Origin of the sequence: Nonomuraea sp. NPDC050404 (assembly GCF_040655495.1) — a bacterium.
Taxonomy (GTDB): Bacteria; Actinomycetota; Actinomycetes; order Streptosporangiales; family Streptosporangiaceae; genus Nonomuraea.
On record NZ_JBFAKB010000020.1, the window covers coordinates 161,016 to 179,842 of the forward strand.

General features: G+C 72.9%; 15 protein-coding genes. 4 read left to right on the forward strand and 11 right to left on the reverse strand.

Features of this window, described 5'->3' with window-relative positions:
• Positions 1–59 precede the first annotated feature (59 nt).
• Together AB0I81_RS42970 and AB0I81_RS42975 are read left to right on the forward strand one after the other, a co-directional pair.
• Positions 60–1,445, forward strand: a complete 1,386-nt coding sequence (locus tag AB0I81_RS42970) for a histidine kinase (protein ID WP_360670115.1) — start codon at positions 60–62, stop codon at positions 1,443–1,445.
• Positions 1,418–2,080, forward strand: a complete 663-nt coding sequence (locus AB0I81_RS42975; RefSeq protein ID WP_360670118.1) for a response regulator transcription factor — start codon at positions 1,418–1,420, stop codon at positions 2,078–2,080. Before AB0I81_RS42970 ends, AB0I81_RS42975 begins: the two co-directional genes overlap by 28 nt.
• Here the strand turns inward: AB0I81_RS42975 and AB0I81_RS42980 are convergent.
• From AB0I81_RS42980 to AB0I81_RS43000, 5 genes are all read right to left on the reverse strand, one after another.
• Entirely contained in the window at positions 2,053–2,862 is an 810-nt protein-coding gene (locus tag AB0I81_RS42980; RefSeq protein WP_360670121.1) for a MaoC family dehydratase N-terminal domain-containing protein, read from the reverse strand. The genes AB0I81_RS42975 and AB0I81_RS42980 overlap by 28 nt on opposite strands.
• Before the next feature lie 17 nt (positions 2,863–2,879).
• Positions 2,880–4,112 (reverse strand): CoA transferase, encoded by a 1,233-nt coding sequence (locus AB0I81_RS42985; RefSeq protein WP_360670124.1) that lies wholly within the window; start codon positions 4,110–4,112, stop codon positions 2,880–2,882.
• 20 nt (positions 4,113–4,132) lie between these two features.
• Positions 4,133–5,107, reverse strand: a complete 975-nt coding sequence (locus tag AB0I81_RS42990) for a hydroxymethylglutaryl-CoA lyase (RefSeq protein ID WP_360670126.1) — start codon at positions 5,105–5,107, stop codon at positions 4,133–4,135.
• A complete protein-coding gene (locus AB0I81_RS42995) occupies positions 5,104–6,378 on the reverse strand; it encodes a hydroxymethylglutaryl-CoA reductase, degradative (RefSeq protein WP_360670129.1) in 1,275 nt (424 codons plus the stop codon). Before AB0I81_RS42995 ends, AB0I81_RS42990 begins: the two co-directional genes overlap by 4 nt.
• Positions 6,379–6,493: 115 nt before the next feature.
• Complete coding sequence (locus AB0I81_RS43000; RefSeq protein ID WP_360670132.1) at positions 6,494–8,641, reverse strand: GAF domain-containing protein; 2,148 nt, start codon at positions 8,639–8,641, stop codon at positions 6,494–6,496.
• Between the two features lie 129 nt (positions 8,642–8,770).
• Here AB0I81_RS43000 and AB0I81_RS43005 point away from each other — a divergent pair, with 129 nt between their 5' ends.
• Positions 8,771–9,388, forward strand: coding sequence for an FMN-binding negative transcriptional regulator (locus AB0I81_RS43005; RefSeq protein WP_360670135.1), 618 nt, complete (start codon positions 8,771–8,773; stop codon positions 9,386–9,388).
• A 4-nt stretch (positions 9,389–9,392) separates the two neighbouring features.
• Here AB0I81_RS43005 and AB0I81_RS43010 read toward each other — a convergent pair whose 3' ends face one another.
• From AB0I81_RS43010 to AB0I81_RS43035, 6 genes are read right to left on the reverse strand one after another with little or no spacing between them, the layout of a single operon-like run.
• Positions 9,393–10,166: an ATP-binding cassette domain-containing protein gene (locus AB0I81_RS43010; RefSeq protein ID WP_360670138.1), complete on the reverse strand. Its 774-nt coding sequence runs from the start codon at positions 10,164–10,166 to the stop codon at positions 9,393–9,395.
• On the reverse strand, positions 10,163–11,863 hold the full coding sequence (locus AB0I81_RS43015; RefSeq protein WP_360670140.1) for a dipeptide/oligopeptide/nickel ABC transporter permease/ATP-binding protein: 1,701 nt from the start codon (positions 11,861–11,863) through the stop codon (positions 10,163–10,165). Before AB0I81_RS43015 ends, AB0I81_RS43010 begins: the two co-directional genes overlap by 4 nt.
• Before the next feature lie 4 nt (positions 11,864–11,867).
• A complete protein-coding gene (locus tag AB0I81_RS43020) occupies positions 11,868–12,896 on the reverse strand; it encodes an ABC transporter permease (protein ID WP_360670143.1) in 1,029 nt (342 codons plus the stop codon).
• Between the two features lie 3 nt (positions 12,897–12,899).
• Positions 12,900–14,480: an ABC transporter substrate-binding protein gene (locus tag AB0I81_RS43025; protein ID WP_360670146.1), complete on the reverse strand. Its 1,581-nt coding sequence runs from the start codon at positions 14,478–14,480 to the stop codon at positions 12,900–12,902.
• Positions 14,477–16,063 carry a hydantoinase/oxoprolinase family protein gene (locus AB0I81_RS43030; RefSeq protein ID WP_360670149.1) on the reverse strand — a complete coding sequence of 529 codons (1,587 nt, stop codon included), beginning with the start codon at positions 16,061–16,063 and terminating at the stop codon, positions 14,477–14,479. Before AB0I81_RS43030 ends, AB0I81_RS43025 begins: the two co-directional genes overlap by 4 nt.
• A complete protein-coding gene (locus AB0I81_RS43035) occupies positions 16,060–17,178 on the reverse strand; it encodes a DUF917 domain-containing protein (RefSeq protein WP_360670152.1) in 1,119 nt (372 codons plus the stop codon). Before AB0I81_RS43035 ends, AB0I81_RS43030 begins: the two co-directional genes overlap by 4 nt.
• A gap of 73 nt (positions 17,179–17,251) precedes the next feature.
• On the opposite strand from AB0I81_RS43035, the gene AB0I81_RS43040 reads away from it, so the two are divergent.
• Positions 17,252–18,823, forward strand: a complete 1,572-nt coding sequence (locus AB0I81_RS43040; RefSeq protein WP_360670154.1) for a helix-turn-helix domain-containing protein — start codon at positions 17,252–17,254, stop codon at positions 18,821–18,823.
• The last annotated feature ends 4 nt before the right edge of the window (positions 18,824–18,827 follow it).

The window sequence follows — 18,827 nt, forward strand, 5'->3', positions numbered from 1 at the left end:
CCCTCGGGGTGGGGCCAGCCCCACCGCCTCCTCCCCGTGGACACGGCAGACTACGAAGTGTGACCCGGACACGACCCGCGCTCCGCGAACGGCCACCAGGCGACGCGCTGCCCCGCCTCGCCGAGCGCGTGCCGAAACAGCTGAAGCGCGTGCCGCAACGGCTGAAGCGCGTGCCGCAACGGCTGAAGCGCGCGTCGAAACAGCTGACCCGCCTGAACAAGCGCATGGCCCACCTGAACGAGCGCATGGCCCGCCTGACCGAGCGCGTGCCGGGTCAGCCGCCCCGCCCGCCCGCGTACGTGATGAGCGTGGTGGCCGCTCTGGCGGCGCTCGTCTTGAACGCCGCCACCGGCCTGGCCGCGCTCGGGCTGTTCCTGCTGGTCGTCTTGCTGTCGGCGGTTGCCGTGTTCGTCCCGGCGATCCGGACGGGGCCGCTCGCCCGCGTGCTCACGCTCGTCCACCGTCTGGCCGCGTACCAGCGCCGCTGGGCGAGCCGGGTCCTGCGCGAGAACAACTCCCCGGGCACACAACACGGGCCACCCGCGCGGCGGCGGGAGCTGCGCTGGCTGGCCGTGCACAGCGTCGCGGGTCCGGCCCCGCCGGTGGTGGAGTTCGCCTTGCTGGCCGCCTTCGACTACGTCTACTACCGGCTGAGGCCGATAGAGACCAGCAGGCTGAACACGTTCTCCCTGAGCACCGCCGTCGTGGCCATCGCGCTGCTCATCCTCGTCTCTATCCTTCTGCTCCGCACCGGCCAGGCGCGGCTGACGCGCGTGTTGCTGGACCCGCCCACCGCGCCGGACGCCAGGATCAGGGAGCTGACCGAGTCGCGGGCCTCGGTGGTGGACGCGCGCGCGGCCGAGTTGCGCCGCATCGAACGCGACCTGCACGACGGCGCGCAGGCCCAGCTGATCGCCATCCGCATGAGCCTGGGCCTGGCCCGCGGCTGCCCCGACCCCGACGAGAGGCAGCGGATGATCGACGAGGCCAGGGAGATCGCCGGCCAGGCCCTGACGGACCTGCGTGACCTGGTACGCGGCATCCATCCGCCGGTACTGTCCGACCGCGGCCTGGCCGGCGCCATCGAGTCGTCCGCGCTGCTGTGCCCCATGCCCGTGGAGCTCGACATCGACCTGCCCGGCCGGCTGCAGCCGCCCGTCGAGTCGGCCGTGTACTTCGCCACCGCCGAGGCGCTGACCAACGTGACCAAGCACAGCGGCGCCTCCCGAGCCTGGGTACGGCTGCGGCTCTCGGCCGACCGGCTGCAACTGACCGTGGGCGACAACGGCGGCGGCGGGGCGCGCGACGACGGCGGCACCGGCCTGCGCGGCATCCGCGATCGCCTGACCGCCTTCGACGGCTCGCTCACCGTGAGCAGCCCTCGCGGCGGCCCCACCGAACTGACCATGGAGCTCCCGTGCGCGTTGTCATCGCCGAAGATCTAGCGCTGCTGAGGGACGGGCTGGTCCGCCTGCTGTCGGCGAACGGCTTCACCGTGGTGGAGGCGGTCGACAACGGCCCCATGCTGCTGCGCGCGCTGGTGGAGCACCGCCCGGACGTGGCCGTGGTGGACGTGCGGCTGCCGCCCGGCTTCACCGACGAGGGGCTGCGCGCCGCGCTGGAGGCACGCAGCCGGGTCCCGGGGCTGCCGGTGCTGATCCTGTCGCAGTACGTGGAGCAGCTCTACGCCAGGGAACTGCTGTCCGACCGGTCCGGCGGGGTCGGATACCTGCTGAAGGACCGGGTGGGAGACGTCGACCGGTTCGTCGACGCGGTCCGCCAGGTGGCCGGGGGCGGCACCGCGATGGACCCGGAGGTGGTCACCCAGTTGCTGACCCGCCACGGCCGGGACGAGCCGCTGGCCACGCTGACGGCGCGCGAGCGCGAGGTGCTCGAACTGATGGCGGAGGGCATGTCCAACCTGGCCATCGCCGCCCGCTTCCAGGTCACCGACAAGGCGATCGGCAAGCACACGAACAACATCTTCGCCAAGCTCGGCCTGCCGCCGTCCGACGACCACAACCGGCGGGTCATGGCGGTCCTGGCCTACCTTCAGGCCACGCCCGCACCGGGAACCTGAGAACCGAAGGTGATCTCCGCGCTGACGAGCACGCCGCCCGACGCGTCGAGGACCCACATCCGTGCCCCGCCCCCCTCGGGCCGCCCGGCGAGCCGCACCGGGGCCCCGAGGTGGACGGGCGCGACAGCGCGCATGGAGTACGTGGCGGGAACCCGGCCGGGGTTGCGCCGCAGGGCGAAGTCGAGCAGCAGCATGCTGGTGAGCGGCCCGTGCACGAGCAGTCCCGGCTGCTGCTCGACCTCGCGCGTCCACGGGTCGTTGTAGTGGATGAGGTGGCTGTTGTAGGTCAGCGCCGAATACCGGAACAGGTGGATGGGTCCCAGGTCGAGAGGTTCCTCCCAGTCGAGGTCGCCGGGTCCCGGGCCTGGCAGGGCGGGGCCGGTGGGGCCGAGGAAGACATCGTGCTGACGTACGGTGACCGCGTCCCCGACCGTCTTGGCGATCGTCACGAACACGAGCCTGCCGCTGCGTCCCTCCTTCTCCTTGAGCTGTTCGAGGGTGACGGTGAGGTCGAGCCGCTCGCCGAAGCGGATGGGGCGGTGGAAGGTCATCTCCTCCCCCGCGAACAGGCGGCGCGGCAGGTCGATGTCGGGGACGACGCCGTCGCGGGCCGGGGTGCCGTCGGGGCGGAGCGCGTCGAGCGCGAGGTCGGGCAGGAAGTAGAGGCCGTGCCAGCCCGGCGGCAGCTCGGCCCCCTCTGCGGGTTCGGGCGCCTGCGGGGCGAAGGTGTCGCGGTAGGCCCGCGCGGGCCACAGGCGGATGGTGTCGGTCCTGGCCGTCACAAGTCGTACCTCCGAGTTCAGATCGCGCCCGCGGCCCGCAGGCCGGCGATCTTGTCCTGGTCGTAGCCGGCGAGCGCCCGGAGCACCACGTCGGTGTGCTGCCCGAGGTCCGCCGCCGGGACGCTGACGTCGGCGGGCGTGGCGCTCAGCTTGATGGGCTGGCCGAACATCCGTACGGGGCCGAAGCCCGGATGTTCCACGCCCACCACCATGTCGCGTTCCGCGGTCCCCGGGTCCTCGACCACGTCCTTGACCGTCTTCACCACCGTGAGGGGCAGCACGTCGCCGGCCATCTCCTCCAGCTCCGCGGCCGTGCGGCCGGCCAGCCAGCGCGCGATGACGGGACGCACGCGGCGCTCATAGACGGCCTCGTCGAAGCGCTTGCGCATCGTGTCGATCTCGGGGTCGGCGGCCAGCTCCGCCTCCCCGAACAACTCGCACGCCAGCCGCCAGAACTTGTCGGTGTAGGCGCCGAAGAACACGTGCCCGTCCTTGCACGGGAACAGCTCGTACGGCCGCACCCACGGATGCCGGTTGCCGGTGTGCCGCGCCACCTCGCCGTCCACCGTGTAGTTGACCACGGCGTTCTCGGTGAGCGCGATGACGCTGTCCACCTGGGCCACGTCCACGAGCTGGCCCTGCCCGGTGCCCTCGGCGTGCCGCAGCGCCAGCAGGGTCCCGGTCACGGCGAAGAGGGTCGCGGCCAGGTCGCCCAGAACGGTGCCGACCCGTACGGGCGGGCCGGCCGGGTCGCCGTTCATCGACCACAGGCCCCCGGCGGCCTGCGCGGTGCTGTCGAAGGCCGGGCGCCTGCGGCGGGAGCCGGTCTGCCCGTAACCCGAGATGGCCGTGTAGACCAGGCGCGGGTTGCGTTCGGCCAGGGTCTCGTAGCCGACGCCGAGCTTGTCCATGGTGCCGGGACGGAAGTTCTCGATGAGGATGTCGGCCTTGGCGGCGAGGTCGCACAGCGCGGCGCGGCCGTCGTCGGTGGACAGGTCGAGCGTGATGGTCAGCTTGCCGCGGTTGTACTGCGCGAAGTAGCCGCTCAGCTCCTGGTCGCCGGCGCGCACGTAGGGCGGGAAGCCCCTGGTGACGTCCGGGTCGCGGGGGTTCTCGACCTTGATGACGGTGGCGCCGAAGTCGGCGAGGATCTGGCCGCAGTACGGGCCCGCCAGGACGCGGGACAGGTCCAGCACCACGATCCCGGTCAGCGCGCCGGGGCGCAGCGGAAGTCCTGTGTCGGCGATCATGCTCTACCTTCCTTTCGTCGTCATTGCCCGGCCGCCGCGATCAGCGCGGTGGTAACCCGGGAGCAGGATTCGGCGCGGCCGATCCGGGCGGAGATCCAGCGCGACACGCCGACCAGCGCGTCGAGGTCGGCGCCGGTCTCGATGCCCATTCCGTGCAGCAGCCATACGAGGTCCTCGGTGGCCAGGTTTCCGGTGGCGCCGCGCGCGTACGGGCAACGGCCCAGGCCGCCGACCGAGGAGTCGAACTCGCGCACGCCCGCGTCCAGGCCGGCGACCACGTTGGCGAGCGCCTGGCCGTAGGTGTCATGCAGGTGCAGCGCGACGGCTTCCGCGGGGACGCCGGCGGCGGTGACGGCGCGTACCGTGCGGTGGATCTGGCCGGGGTTGGCGACGCCGATGGTGTCGCCGAGCGCGACAGTCGAGCAGCCCGCCTGCGCCAGCGCGGCCGCCATGCCGGCCACCACGCCCCGGTCCACCGGCCCCTCCCAGGGGTCGCCGAACGCCATCGACACGTAGCCGCGCACGCCGAGCCCGTGCTCGCGGGCCGCGCCCACCACCCCCGTCGCGGTGTCCAGCGCGGCGTCCCTGGCCGCGTTGAGGTTGGCGCGGGCGAAGCTCTCCGTCGCGCTCACCACCACGGCGACGTCCCTGGCCCCGGCCGCGCGGGCGCGCTCCAGGCCGCGCCGGTTGGGCACCAGCGCCACCGTACGGACGCCGTCCTGGTGGCCGAGCGCCGTCAGCACGTCCTCGGCGTCGGACATCTGCGGGATCCACGACGGCGGTACGAAGCTGGTCACCTCGACGTCGCGCAGCCCGGCGGCGGCCAGGCGGCGGCACAACTCGACCTTCGTCCTGGCCGGCACGATGGCCGCCTCCGCCTGCAGGCCGTCACGCGGCGAGACCTCATAAACCCGCACCCGCTCCGGCCCGGCCTCCACCCGCTCCACGATCGGCTCAGGCCGCCAGCGCACCCGCTCCTCCCCCGGGGTGCTCACTGCTCCTGGCCCCGCAGTTCCCGCAGGACCTCCCGGGCGTACTCCGCCTGGATCCTGCCGTCCTTCACCAGGCGTTCCGCGACGCCCGGCACCTCGGCGGGTGTGGCGCCGGCGCCGGCCGCGACCGTGCGGGCGTGCAGGCGCATGTGCCCGTGCTGGATGCCCTCCGCGGCCAGCGCCCGGCACGCGGCCAGGTTCTGCGCGAGCCCCACCGACACGATGACCTCGGCCAGCTCCGTCGCCGATGAGACGCCCAGGATCCGCAGCGCCGCCTGCGCCGCCGGGTGCGCGCGGGTCGCCCCGCCGACCAGGCCGACCGGCATCGGCACCTCCAGCGTGCCGACGAGATGCCCGTCGCCGCCCTTCTCGAAGCGCGACAGGGCGCTGTAGCCGCCGTCGCGGGCGGCGTGCGAGTGGCAACCGGCCTCGACGGCGCGGGTGTCGTTGCCGGTGGCGAGCACGACCGCGCTGATGCCGTTCATGATGCCCTTGTTGTGGGTCGCGGCCCGGTACGGATCCGCCTCCGCGAACGCCGAGGCCGACACGATGTCGTCCACCACCCGGGCGCCCCCGAGCAGTTCGGCGTCGAACACGGCCCGCGCCCGCACCAGCCGCGTGTCGGCCTTGTTGCTCAGGATGCGCAGCAGCGACCGCGCCCCCGCACGCTCGGCGAGCACCGGCGCGACCGCCTCCGCCATCGTGTTGACGGCGTTGGCGCCCATGGCGTCGCGCACGTCCACGTGCAGGTGCGCGATCACCTGGATGCCGTCGCGGGTCTCCAGGACGCGGGCGGTCAGGTCGCGGGCCCCGCCGCCGAGCCGGGTCAGCACGGGATCCTGGGCGTTGGCCAGCTCCAGGATCTCCTCGCGCGCCTCCAGGACACGGGTGCGCGTCCCGTACGGGTCCACCACGTCGAGCAACTGGATCTGGGCGATCATGACAGGACCTGTCCCCGAGGCGCGGAACCCGCCGTGCGCGCGGGCGATCCGCGCGGCGTTGCTGGCGGCGGCCACCACGGACGCCTCCTCCGTGGCCATCGGCACGAGGTAGTCGCGGCCGTTCACGGTCACGTTGGTGGCCACGCCGACCGGCAGGCTCATCGTGCCGATGACATTCTCGATCATGTGGTCGGCCTGCTCCACGCCGAGCCCGCCGCCCGCGCCGAACGCCTCCAGCGCCGCGGCCTCCACCTCCGCGCCGTCCGCCACCAGGGCGCGCCGCTCGGCGACGCTCCTGTCCTTCAGCCCGGAGATCCGACTGTTGACCGCCACCGATGCTCCTCGTCGTCCGTAGGATGCGCCGCGAGCGCGACGCCGCTGGTCCCGTCAACGTAGGACGCGGTGCACGGGCGCGGCCATGTGCGTTCCCACCAGCCCGGGAGCCGGATCATGTGACGTTCGCCCGCCCCGCGCGCGAGTTCATCAGCTCGTGCAGGCGCACGGCCAGCGAGATGCGGAAGAACCGGTCGTCCTCGCGCCAGGCGGGGCCGAGCAGGGCGTCCAGGCGCTCCAGCCGCTGCAGGATCGTGTTGGTGTGGAAGCCGAGCGCGCGGGCGGTCCTGGTGGGGCCGGCGTTGCAGCGGACGAACGCGCGCAGCGTGGCGACCAGTTCCGTGCCGCGCTCGGCGTCGTAGTCCAGGACGGGGCCGATCAGTCCCGTGACGAACGAGTCGAGCGAGCGCGCGTCGGCGTCGAACACGCTGGCGTACGGGAGGTACTCGTCCGTCTCCGCCACCTCGTCGTCCACGCCGACCACGGCCAGCAGGCGGCTGGTGCGCAGCGCGGTGGTGAAGCGCCGCGCGAGGTCGTCCGGCGAGCCGGCCGGCGGCGGGACCACGGCGAGGGCCGGGCCGCCGACGCGGTGGGCCAGGTGCTGCCTGATGGCGTGCGCGTCGAGGCCGCCGCACCGGGAGTCCAGCAGCGCGACCACGACGCCGTGGCTCAGGCCGACCAGCCCGGCCGCGCCGACCTGCTGCCTTGCCGCCGCCAGGGCGCGGGCCCGCTGGTCGCCCGCGACGACGTAGAGGTGCACCGTGTCAAGCCTGGACAACACGACGCCGAATCTGCGCGCGCGGCGTTCCAGGTCGTCGCGGCGGCCGGGCTGGGCGTCGAGGATGTCGGCGACGAGGTCGGTGAGCAGCCGCCCCTCCACGTTCGCGACGGCCTGCTGCTGCAGTTCCAGCAGCGAGCACACCTGGGCGGCCCGCTCGATGGTACGGCGGTCCACGGGGCCGAGCTCGAACTCACCGGGCCCCAGCAACAACGCCCCGAACTCCTCCGCCCCCGCCCGCATCACCGCGACGGCACCAACCGCGCCCACCCCACCACCAGCCCGCTCACCACCACCACCGCTACCGCCATCGCCGCCAAGGAGCTGGCAGCGGCCCGACGCTGAACCGGCCGCAATGGCGGCGCGCACCTCCGGCGACAGCACGACGGGCGTGCCGGGCGCGGCGGCCGGTTGCGAAAAGGGCACTTGCGAAAAGGGCACTTGTGAGGAGGGCGCTTGCGCGAGGGCTGATTGCGAGGCAGGCGGTTGCGAGGAGCGTACTTGTGAGGGGACCGGTTGTGAGGAGCGTACTTGTGAGGGGACCGATTGCGAGGAGCGTGCTTGTGAGGGGGCCGGTTGTGAGGAGGCGACGATCCGGTCCTCGGCGTCGATGACGGTGACGCCGCGCCCGAGCGCCGTCGAGAGCGTCCGTACGAGCTGCCCGAACCCGCCCCCACCCAGCACGACCTCGACCAGCTCCTCATGCACGGCCCCGGCCCGGTCCCGCTCGGCCAGGTGCCCGGCGAGGCGGTCGAGCGTGCGGCGGGCCTCCTCCTCGGAGTCGCGCAGGTCCCGCAGGGTGCGCGCGGTCTGCAGGACGACGGAGGCATGGTCGGCCAGCGCCGACAACAACGCGATCTGGTCCGGCGTGAACGACCGCTCCTCGCGCGTCGCCACGAACAGCACCCCCAGCACGTCCTGCCCCGACACCATCGGCACGCCGAGGATGGAGACGATGCCCTCCAGCTCGACGGCCCTGTCGATGTCCGCGACCCGCCGATCGGCCAGGTACTCGCTGTAGCGCGGCACCCACCGGGCCATCCGCACCTCGGCGATCTCACTGGCCAGCCCGCACCTGGCCGGCACCCGCAGATGGCAGAACTCGGCGCTGTAGGCCCCGACGGTGGTGCGGACGTTCAGCTCCCTGGTCTCCCCGTCGAACTCCGACAGGTACGTCACGTCGCAGCCGAGGATCTCGTGCGCCCGCTGCACCAGCCGTTCGAGCAGCACCCCGCCGTCCCGTACCTCCGCCAGCTCGCGGGCGCTGGAGAAGAGCGCGCCCAGCTCGTGCTCGCGCCGCCGCAGCCGCGCGTGCTCGCCGCGCGCCCGGCGCAGGCGCTCCCGTACGTGGCGCGCGTCCGGGATCCCCAGCGTGTCCAGCGCCGCGCTCAGTTCGCGGGGACTGACTCCCGCGTCGTCCACGACGGCGCCGATGACGACGCTGAGCGCGGCCGACCGCGCGTGGACCGGCTCATTCTCCGGCAAGGCTCCTCCCTGAGATGACTGAGGCTATAACACATGAAATCTGGCCATAAGTGAGCGATCGTCCCATATGGACGCTCGCGCGCCGCTCATAGACTGGCCCGCCGAGGCACCACAGACAGGAGCGAGCCGGTGCGCGACAACAGGAACTACGCGCTCGACGACCCCGGGGCCGTCCGCGAGCTCATCCGCCACAACCCGTGGTGCACGTTCGTCAGCTCCGTCCCCGGACGCGGCCTCGTGGCCTCGCACTACCCGGTCATCCTCGACGACGCGGCCGATGGCATCGTCCTGCTGAGCCACGTCGGGCGTCCCGACGAACGGCTGCACGAGCTGGGCGGGCACGAGATGCTGGCGATCTTCCAGGGCCCGCACGGCTACATCTCCCCCGGCTGGTACGGCGGCGCGATCGCGGTCCCGACCTGGAACTTCGCGGTTGTGCACGCCCACGGCACCCCCGAACTCCTGGACGAGGCGGCGAACCTGGACGTCCTGGCCCGCCTCGTGGACCACTTCGAGGACCGGCTGCCCAACCCCTACCGGCTGCGCGCCACCCCTGAGGTCGCCGCCTACGCCGAGCGCATCGTGCACGGCACGGTCGGGTTCCGGATGCCGGTGACCCGGTTCGAGGCGAAGGACAAGATGAGCCAGGACCTGCCGGAGGCCGTCATCGGGAACGTCATCGAGGCATTGCGCCGACCGGGCCCGTACCGGAACCCGGAGCTGGCGCGGCGCATGGAGCGGTCGTAGCCGTTCACTCATCCCATTCGAGCCGCTCCCCCATCACGGGCACGGCGGCCAGCAACTCGCGGGTGTAGGGATCCTCCGGCTCGGACAACACGACCTCCGTACCGCCGGTCTCGACGATCCTGCCGTGCCGCATCACGCTCACCGTGTCGCACACGTAACGCACCACGGCGAGGTTGTGCGAGATGAACAACATGGTCAGGTTCAGCTCGGCGCGCAGCTCGCGCAGCAGGTTGAGCACGATGCCCTGCACCGAGACGTCGAGCGCGGAGGTGATCTCGTCGGCGATGATCACCTCGGGCTCGGCGGCCAGCGCCCTGGCGATCGTGATGCGCTGGCACTGCCCGCCGGAGAAGGCTCCCGGCGGGTCCCCCGCCCGGTCCGGATCGATGTGCACGAGCTCCAGCAGTTCCCCGACCCGGCGCGCGCGCTCCGCCTTCGGCCGGCGGCGTCCCGTGGCGCGCATGGCTTCCGCGATCGAGGCGCCGATCGCCATCCTCGGGTCCAGCGCCGCGTACGGGTCCTGGAAGACGAGCTGGACGCGGCGGCGCGCGGCTCGGGCCGCCGCGGAGGAGCCGGCGATGTCGGCGCCGTCCAGCCGGATCGAGCCGGCGGCGGGCCGCACCAGGCCCACCGCCACGGCGGCCAGCGTGGACTTGCCCGAGCCCGACTCCCCGACCAGGCCGTGCACGCCGCCCGAGGCCACGGTGAGATCGACCTCGCGCACGACCTGCTGGGCGCCGTAACGCACGCTCACGTTGGCGTATTCGAGAGTGCTCACGCCCGTGTCTCCTCGGCAACCTCGTCGATGACCGGCAGCGGCCGGGAACGGTCGGTGCCCATGTGCGGCACGCAGGCCACCAGCGCCCGCGTGTACGGATGGCGCGCCCGCCCGAGCGACGCCGCGTCCACCTCCTCGACGATCTGCCCGTCCTTCATCACCAGCACCCGGTCACAGAACCCGCTGACCAGGGCGATGTCGTGGGAGATGAACAGGATCGCGCTGCCGGTCCGCCGCCGCGCCCGCTGCAACACCCGCAGCACCTGACGCTGCACGGTCACGTCCAGCGCGGTCGTCGGCTCGTCGGCGATGATGAGCCGCGGGCGGCCCATGAGGCCCATCCCGATCACGGCCCGCTGCCGCATCCCGCCGGACAACTGGTGCGGGTACTGGCGTGCCCGCCGCCCGGCCTGCCCGATCCCGACCGACTCCAGCACCTCGCGCGCCCGGCTCCGCGCCCGCGCCCCGGCCGCGCCCTCGTGCACCTCGCTCACCTCAGTGAGCTGCCGTCCGACCGTGAGCGCCGGGTTGAGCGAGGTGAGCGGGTCCTGGTAGACCACGGACATCTCGGTGCCGAGTTTGGTGCGTTGCGCGCCCGTCAGCCGCCGCCGCGTCATGTCGATGCCGGCGAACCGCACGGCCCCGGCGCTGACCTGGGCCTCGTTGCCGAGCAGGCCCGCGATCGCCATCGCCGTGACGGATTTGCCCGATCCCGATGCGCCGACGATGCCGACGGTCTCGCCGGGCCTGATGGACAGGCTGACTCCGCGTACCCGCTCGACCTGCCGCCCCTCCCGGTCGGGGAAGCTCACGCGCAGGTCCTCGACCTGCACCACCGCGTCGGACTCCGGCGCGGTGCCGCCGCTTCGCGCGGGGCGGGCCGCGGGGACGGTCCTGGCGGCCGTCTCGCCCATCAGCGAGCCGATGGCGTTGAGCACCAGGCCCGTCACGACGATGGCCAGGCCCGCGCCGAGCGCGGCCATCGGGTTGACGTAGATGCGGGCGATGCCCTCGCGCAGCAGGCGTCCCCAGTCGAAGCCCGGGGCCTGCACGCCGAGGCCCAGGAAGGACAGACCGGTGAAGGACAGCAGGGCCGTGGAGGCGTGCGCGGCGGAGTTGACCAGCAGCGGCGGCAGGATGTTGGGGATCACGTGGCGGACGACGACGCCGGCCGGTCCCACGCCGACGATCCGCGCCGCCCGTACGAAGTCGCGCCCGGTCACCGAGGACGCCAGCGTGTACGTCAGCCGCGCCACGCTGGGCACCCCCGCGAACCCCACCGCGAGCATCGCCCCGGTCGCGCTCGCGCCCCAGATCACCGAGAAGAACAGCGCCAGCAACAACCAGGGGAAGGACAGCAGGATGTCGATGAGCGCGGTGACCATCCGGCGCAGCGGACGCGGCAGGACGGCCGCGACGACGCCGAGCACGATCCCGCCCGCGACCGCGATCCCGGTCGCCCCGAGCGCCAGCAGCAACGAGAGCCTGGTCGCGACGAGGACGCGGGCGAAGACGTCGCGGCCGAGCTCGTCCGTGCCGAACGGATGATCGGCGCCGAGCCCCTGGAGCCGGTCGGCCACCGACGTCTCGGCCGCCGCCTGACCCCAGACGAGCGGCGCGAGCACGGCGACCAGCACGATCGCGAACGCCCCGAGCAGGGTGACGACGCCTCGCGGACTGCGCAGCCTGGATCGCATGGTGCTAGCCCTCCATGATCGACGAACGGGGGTCCAGGGTGGCCAGGACCAGGTCGATGAGCAGATTGAGGGCGAGGACCAGGATCGCGTACACCAGGACGACCCCCTGGATCATGGGATAGTCCTTCGCCGTGATGGACGAGACGATCGTCGTGCCGAGCCCGGGGATGACGAACACCGTCTCGATGAGCACGGTCCCCGCCACCAGGCTGGTCAGGATGAGCCCGCCGGTGGTGAGCGCGGCGGTGATCATGTTCGGCAGCGCGTGCCGCAGGTAGAGCAGGCGCGCGGGCAGCCGTTTGCCGCGCGCGGTCGTCATGTACGGCGCGCCGAGCACCGCGAGCATCTCGACGTGCACGATCCGCGCCAGGTAGGCCAGCGGCCCCACGGCCAGCGCCGCGACCGGCAGCAGCGCCTCGGCCGCGCCGCCCCATCCGGCCACCGGCAGCACCCCCAGCGTGACGCCGAACAACGCGATCAGCCCGACGGCCAGCAGCAGGTTGGGGATCGCGATCAGCGCGCTGAGCAGCCAGGACAGCCCGGAGTCGAGCGCGCGGCGGCGGCCGCCCCACGCCGACACCGCCGTGGCCACGCCCAGCGGGATCGCGCCGGCCGCCGCGACGAGGAAGGACAGGCAGGCCAGCACCAGCGTGGTGGGGAAGCGTACGGCGAGGGTGTCGGCGACCGGGATGTGGGAGCGCAGCGAGACGCCCAGGTCACCGCGGAGCAGCCCCGACACGTAGTCGATGAACTGTTGCAACGCGGGTTTGTCCAGGCCCAGTTCGGCCCGCGTGCGGGCGACGAGTTCCGGCGTGGCGCTGGGCCCGAGCGCGGCGCGGATCGGGTCGCCGGGCACGAGGTGCACGATCAGGAACGTGGCCACGACGACGATGGCGAGCGACACCAGCGCCCGGCCCGCCCTGCGCAGCACGAACGCCACGCGGGGCGGCACGCGGACGAGCGGGGCACGATCCCCCCGGCCCGCCTGCGCGGGATCATCGGGGAGGGCGGGCGCGGTCGGGGGGGTCGCCATGTCCTACCCCAGCATCCTGATCGTGGTGGGTGTGACGAAGTTGGGCAGTTCGAGTTGTACGCCCGACAGGTAGGTACGCAGCTCGTTGTCGGCGAGGGGGAAGACGTCGGTGCGCTTGATCAGCTCCGCCTCGGCCTGCTGCCACAACTCGCACGTCTCCTCGGGCGAGGCGGCGGTGGCCTTCTTGATCAGCGACTTGTACGCGGCGTTGTCGACGAACATGAAGTTGTTGCCTCCCTTGTCCGGGGTCGCGCCGGCGAAGAAGCTGCTCAGCTGCACCGGGCCGACGGGGGCGACCTGGACGAAGCCGGTGTCCCAGTCGAAGGTCTCGAAAAGCTGCTCCGACCAGGCGTTGGCGTCGTTGGCCGACAACTCGGTCGTGACGCCCAGCCTGTCCCAGGTCTGCTGGACGAGTTCGGCGGCGGAGGCGTGCGTGGCGGTGGCGGCGTCGTAGATGAACTTGACCGTCAGCGGCTTACCGTCCTTGACGCGCTTCCCGCCCGGTCCTGCCCGCCATCCGGCCTGGTCGAGCAGGGCCGCCGCCTTGCCGGGGTCGGTGGCGGGCAGCGTCCACTTCGGGCCGCCCTCGACGCACAGCAGCGGCGTCTTGACCACCAGCGACCTGGCCTCCATCGCCGAGCCGTCGCTCACCACGTCGCCGATCGCCTTGCGGTCCAGCGCGGTGACCAGGGCCTGGCGCACCAGCGGGTCGGAGGTCGGGCGCTCGGCGCGCTCGTTGAACAACATCTCGCCGACCGGGTTGCGGGTGCCCTCCGACTTCAGTCCCGCCGCGTCGAGCCGCTGCCGGTCCGCGCCGGTGACGACCGCCGCGTGGATCTCGCCGGAGACCAGCAGGTTGGCCGCGGTCGACTCGTCGCTGATGACGCGGATCTCCAGGGTGTCGGGCAGCCCGGCGGTCTCGCTGGTGACGCCCGCCGGGCCCCACTTGTAGCCCTGGCGCCTGGTGTAGGTGTAGGTGGATCCCGCGGTGGCCTTGGACAGGGCGTACAGGCCGGTGCCGTTGGTCGCGGCCTTGAGGCTGTCGGGGTTCTTCAGGCCGGCCGCGCAGACCATCTCGACGACGCCGGTGTTGGCCAGCAGGAACGGGTCGGCGGACTCGCTGGTGATGGTGAGGGTGTTGCCCTCGGCCTCGGCGGTGACGCCCTTGTTGATCTGCGAGCCGTAGTAGAAGGTCGCGTGCTCGGGCTCGGCGTGGTAGTTGATGTTGTCGGCCGCGGTCCCGGCCGTGAACGGGGTGCCGTCGGAGCAGGTGATGCCGTCGTGCAGAGTGTAGGTGATCTTCTTGCCGGTCACCTCCCACTTCGTGGCCAGCCAGGGCTCGAACTTTCCGTCGGGGGTGGCGTACACGAGGGATTCGTAGGCGTAGGCGGCCATCTCGCGGGCCGCCAGCGAGACGCCGGTCATCGGGACGAGGCTGCCGGGGTCGGAGGAGATCGCCTTGACGAAGACGCCTCCCGAGACGGCCCGACCGGACTGGCCGCTGCCGCCGCCGCCCGAACCGCACGCCGTCAGAGAGGCCACGGCGACGGCGAGCGCCGCCGCCGTCCTGAGGGGTCTGTTCATTGAACCCGTTCCTTTCGGCCTGGTACGTGTCCGAACCGGGCGAGCGGTCCCGCCGCCTTGACCGCCACCTTGAGCGTGGGCCTGGTCGTGTAGGAGACCGGCGTCTCCAGCACGTCCACGACCTCGACCCGCGCGGGGTCGGCCCCCGCCTGGATGGCCTTCTCGATGGCCGCGCGGCTGGCCTCCTCGATGGCCGCCGCCCGGTCCGCGAGCTCGCACAACTCGTCGGCCCGGCCGCCCGCGAGCGCGATGGCCGCGCCGACCGCGTTCGCGACGGAGCCGCGCTCCGGCCTGACCACCTCGCTCGCGCCCAGCACCTGGTCGGGGACGAGGAAGCCGCCGCCGCCGACCACGACGAGCGGCAGTCCGGTACGGCCGAGCGACATACGCTCGACGGCCGACTCGATCCGGTCGTGGGCCACGGCCAGCGCGCCGGCCAGCGCCGCGCGTACCGAGCGGTCCAGCGGCGGCAGCTCGCGGCCGTCGAGGATCGCGGCGCCGGTCGCCGCCGCGTCGGTGAGCGTCGGAGTCGTGCCCCCGAACAGCAGCGCCTCCTCCGAGATGCGGTAGCCGACCGAGTCGTTGAGCGGCACGCCCGCGGCCACGTCCACGATCGTGCCGCCGCCGACGCCGAGGCTGAGGATGTCCGGCATGCGGAAGTTCGTCCGCACGCCGCCGACCTCGCGGGGCATCGTCGACTCCCTGGGGAAGCGGCCGACCAGCACGCCGAGGTCGCTCGTGGTGCCGCCGACGTCGATGACGATCGCGTCGTCGGCGCCGGAGAGCGCGGCGGCGCCCCTGATGGAGTTGGCGGGGCCGGAGCCGATCGTCAGTACGGGGTAGCGGGCCGCGTACTCGACGGCCATGAACGTCCCGTCGTTCTGCGCGAAGAACGTCGCCGCGTCCAGCCCGTGCTCGGTGACCACGGTGCTGAGGGCGGTGGTGATGTCGCGGGCGACGCCGTAGAGCGCCGCGTTGAGCACGGTCGCGTTCTCGCGTTCGAGCAGGCCGAGCGCGCCGATCTCGTTGCTGAGCGAGATGGGCACGTCCACGCCCACGTGGTTCTGGACCAGCGCCTCCACCTCCAGCTCCTGCTCGGGGAAGGAAGGGCTGAAGATGCCGCACACCGCGACCGCGTCGAACCGGCCGCCCAGGCCGTCCAGGAAGCGGCGGATGCCGTCGCGGTCCAGTTCGGCGATCGGGTAGCCGTCCACGAGGTGGCCGCCCCCGGCCAGCACGGCGCCGGCCAGCACGGTGTCGCGCAGGTCAGCGGGCCAGCCGGCCAGCGGCGGGTAGACGGTGGCGGCCGGGGCGCCGAGGCGGATCACGGCGACCCGGCCGAGGTCGCGGCGGCGTACGATCGCGTTGGTGGCGTGCGTCGTGCCGAGCATCACGCGGGAAACCGCGTCCCGGTCGTCGCCCAGGTCCTTCAGCACGGCGGCCAGGCTCGACCTGATGCCGCCAGTGACGTCACCCGTCGTGGGGCTCTTCGTCCAGGCGACCACCTCGCCCGAGGCGGACATCACGACGGCGTCGGTGTTGGTGCCGCCGACGTCGATCCCGACGGACAGGTCGCGGCTCATCGGGCGGCTCCTTCAGCTGCGGCGAACGGGACGTAGTCGAGCTCGTATCCGAAGGCGCGCGGGCCGGCGATCTCCAGCCCCCGCTCCGTCCGCCACAGCGGATCGCACGCCCAGGCCAGCACGCTGACCCGCTGACCGAACCTGAGCAGCTCGGTCGAGATGGCCTCGCCGGTCTCGGAGTCGACGATCGTGATGAGGTCGGGGACGCTGGCGACGACCAGGCCGTCCTCGATGATCACGAGGTTCTCGTTCTGGATCTCCACCCGGGTCAGGCGGCCACGGTCGGCGCCGACGCCCTCGACGGTCACCGAACCGCGGGTGAAACCGCCCTCGGTGGTGCGCTCCACGTCGATGACCTTGCCGGAGACGACGACCCGGGCGCCGAGCTCGGCGGCCAGTTCGGCGACGGGCTCGGTGGCGGCGAGCAGGCGGCGGCCGACCTGGACGGCGCGGCTCACCGTGCCCTCGATGACCGCCCCCGGAGCGGTCTCGGACGTGAGCACGTAGTGGGCGCCGAGTGAGATGGCGCCGCTGGCCACGGTGAGGGCGCGGGCGTGCCGCTCCAGCCAGGCCAGGTTGATCGGCCGCAGCAGGGAGACGTTGCCGATCACGTCGCTCATGACGGCGAACTCGCTGGGCAGTCCCGCCACGTTCATCGCGATCATGGGCGCCTCGGGGAAGGCCCGTCCCATGCCGTCCGCGTCGAGCACCTTCAGGCCGAGGCGGGCCGCCCAGCCGACGGGGGCCACGCCGTTGCTGCCGCCGATCTCGGCCGCCATCACGGCGGTCATCTTGCGGCCCGTGTACCGTTCGACCTCGGCCAGGATCGTGTCGGTCTGGCCCTGCGCGCCGAGCATCTCGATGCCGACGGACGGCGCTCCCATGGCCGACATGACGATGACGGCGTCCTCGTCGGTCAGCTCGGCGACCGGTACGACGCTGACGGGGCCGTACTCCTCGATCGCCATCTCCACGGCCAGCTGCTCGGTCTGCACGGCGCCGCCGCCGCCCGTGCCGAAGATGGCGGCGCCGGCCGCGAGGGCGGCCACATCGGAGCGGGCGATCGTGCGCACTGGTGCGACCTCGCCGTGAGATCGCGGGTCCTGTTCGGGCATGTACCGAGGCTAGGGAGGCGGGTGGGGCTCAACAATGTGCCGATGGCACAGAGAAATGCGCCATAGTGTGCCAATGAAACAGGTCACCGTCACCGACATCGTCGCGCAGGGTGAGCGGCTGGGCCTGCGCTGTGTCGCGGGCGCGCCGGACGGGGTCGGGGTCTCCGGCGTGGAGATCGTCGCCCTGGACGCGCTCAGGTCGGCCTCCCCGGGGCGGCTGGTGATCGTGGCCACGCCTGACGGGGCGGTGCCGCGGCCGTACCAGGTGGACATCGCGGTCAGGTGCGCGATCGCGGCGGGCTGCGCGGGGCTGGTGTTCATCGGGGACTTCCCGGTCGCCGAGACGGCCCGCGCGCTGGCCGCGCGCGGCGGGCTGCCGGTGCTGATGAGCACCGCCACGCCCTCCGAGCTCGCCGTCCTCATGGACCGCACGATCCGCGGCGGCGCGGAGGACGCACTGGCCCGCGCCGAGTACGCCATCACCCGCGCCACAGCAGTCGCGACCGGCCTGCCCGCCCAGACCACCCTCGACCCGGCGGGCACCGCGGTCGCGGCCGAGACGCCCACTCTCGACACAGCGGGCACCGCGATCACGGCCCAGATGCCCGCGCGGGCCATTCTTGACGCGGCGGGCACGGCGCTCGGTGCGCGGCTGTCGCTGGTCGAGGATCCCGGTGCGGCCTGGTCGGAGCCGCACACGGTGTGCGTGGGCGAGGTGCCGGTCGGGCGGCTGACCGCCGACCGCGAGGACGCCTCCGTCGCCCTCGCACTCCCCGTGATCGCCGCCCTGCTCTCCCGGACCATGCAACGCGAACTGCAGACCCGCTTCGGCCCGGTACGCTCACGCGCCGACCTCATCATCGAGCTCATCTTCGCCGAGTCGGCACGCATCGACCGGCTGGCCATGGAGGCGGGCCGCGCCGGGCTGCCGGTGCCGCTGTCACACGCGGTCGCCTGGCTCACCCCCACCCACCGAGGCGACCCCGAGCGGCGGACCCCCGCCGTGCTCGTGTCCTCCGTCGAGTTGCGCGCCCTGCAACTCGTCGATGGGCGCGACGAGGTGTGGCACCTGGCCACGTTCCACGACGACATCGTGATGGTCGCCTCGGAGGAGGCCGGCGCCCCCGACCACCAGCGGCGGCTGCGCGACGTCATGGAGTCCGTGGTGGCGCACGCGGGCTCGGTCGCGGGCGAGGAGTGGGCCTTCACCGTCGGGCTGGGGACGCCGCAGAGCGGCGCGGCCGGGCTGCGGCAGTCGGCGACCGAGGCGCGCGTGGCGGCCGAGTCGGCCGTGGCGGGCGGCAGGGCGGGCCGCATCGAGGCCACCGACGTGACCGGGCTGCGCCGCGTCCTGCTGGACTTCTACGCCTCCCCGCTGAGCCGGTCGCTGCTCGACGACATCCTGACGCCGCTGAACGAGCTGGGGCCGGAGCGGGCCGCGATCTCCATCCGTACGCTGGTCGCCTACCTCGGCCACCGCAACTCCCTGGCCCGCGCGGGCGAGGCACTCAACCTGCACCCCAACGCGGTCAACTACCGGATCCGGCGCATCGAGCAGACCCTGGGCCTCGACCTGACCGAGCCGGACGTGCGGTTCGCGGTCGAGCTGGCGTGCCGCGTCCGCCTCATCGCGTCCCTGCGCTGACGCG

Excerpts from the sequence above, each read along its gene's own strand:
- AB0I81_RS43025 (WP_360670146.1), bottom strand. The coding sequence starts at position 14,480 with ATGAACAGACCCCTCAGGACGGCGGCGGCGCTCGCCGTCGCCGTGGCC.
- AB0I81_RS42985 (WP_360670124.1), bottom strand. The coding sequence starts at position 4,112 with ATGATCGCCGACACAGGACTTCCGCTGCGCCCCGGCGCGCTGACCGGG.
- AB0I81_RS43020 (WP_360670143.1), bottom strand. The coding sequence starts at position 12,896 with ATGGCGACCCCCCCGACCGCGCCCGCCCTCCCCGATGATCCCGCGCAG.
- AB0I81_RS43030 (WP_360670149.1), bottom strand. The coding sequence starts at position 16,063 with ATGAGCCGCGACCTGTCCGTCGGGATCGACGTCGGCGGCACCAACACC.
- AB0I81_RS43035 (WP_360670152.1), bottom strand. The coding sequence starts at position 17,178 with ATGCCCGAACAGGACCCGCGATCTCACGGCGAGGTCGCACCAGTGCGC.
- AB0I81_RS43040 (WP_360670154.1), top strand. The coding sequence starts at position 17,252 with ATGAAACAGGTCACCGTCACCGACATCGTCGCGCAGGGTGAGCGGCTG.
- AB0I81_RS43015 (WP_360670140.1), bottom strand. The coding sequence starts at position 11,863 with ATGCGATCCAGGCTGCGCAGTCCGCGAGGCGTCGTCACCCTGCTCGGG.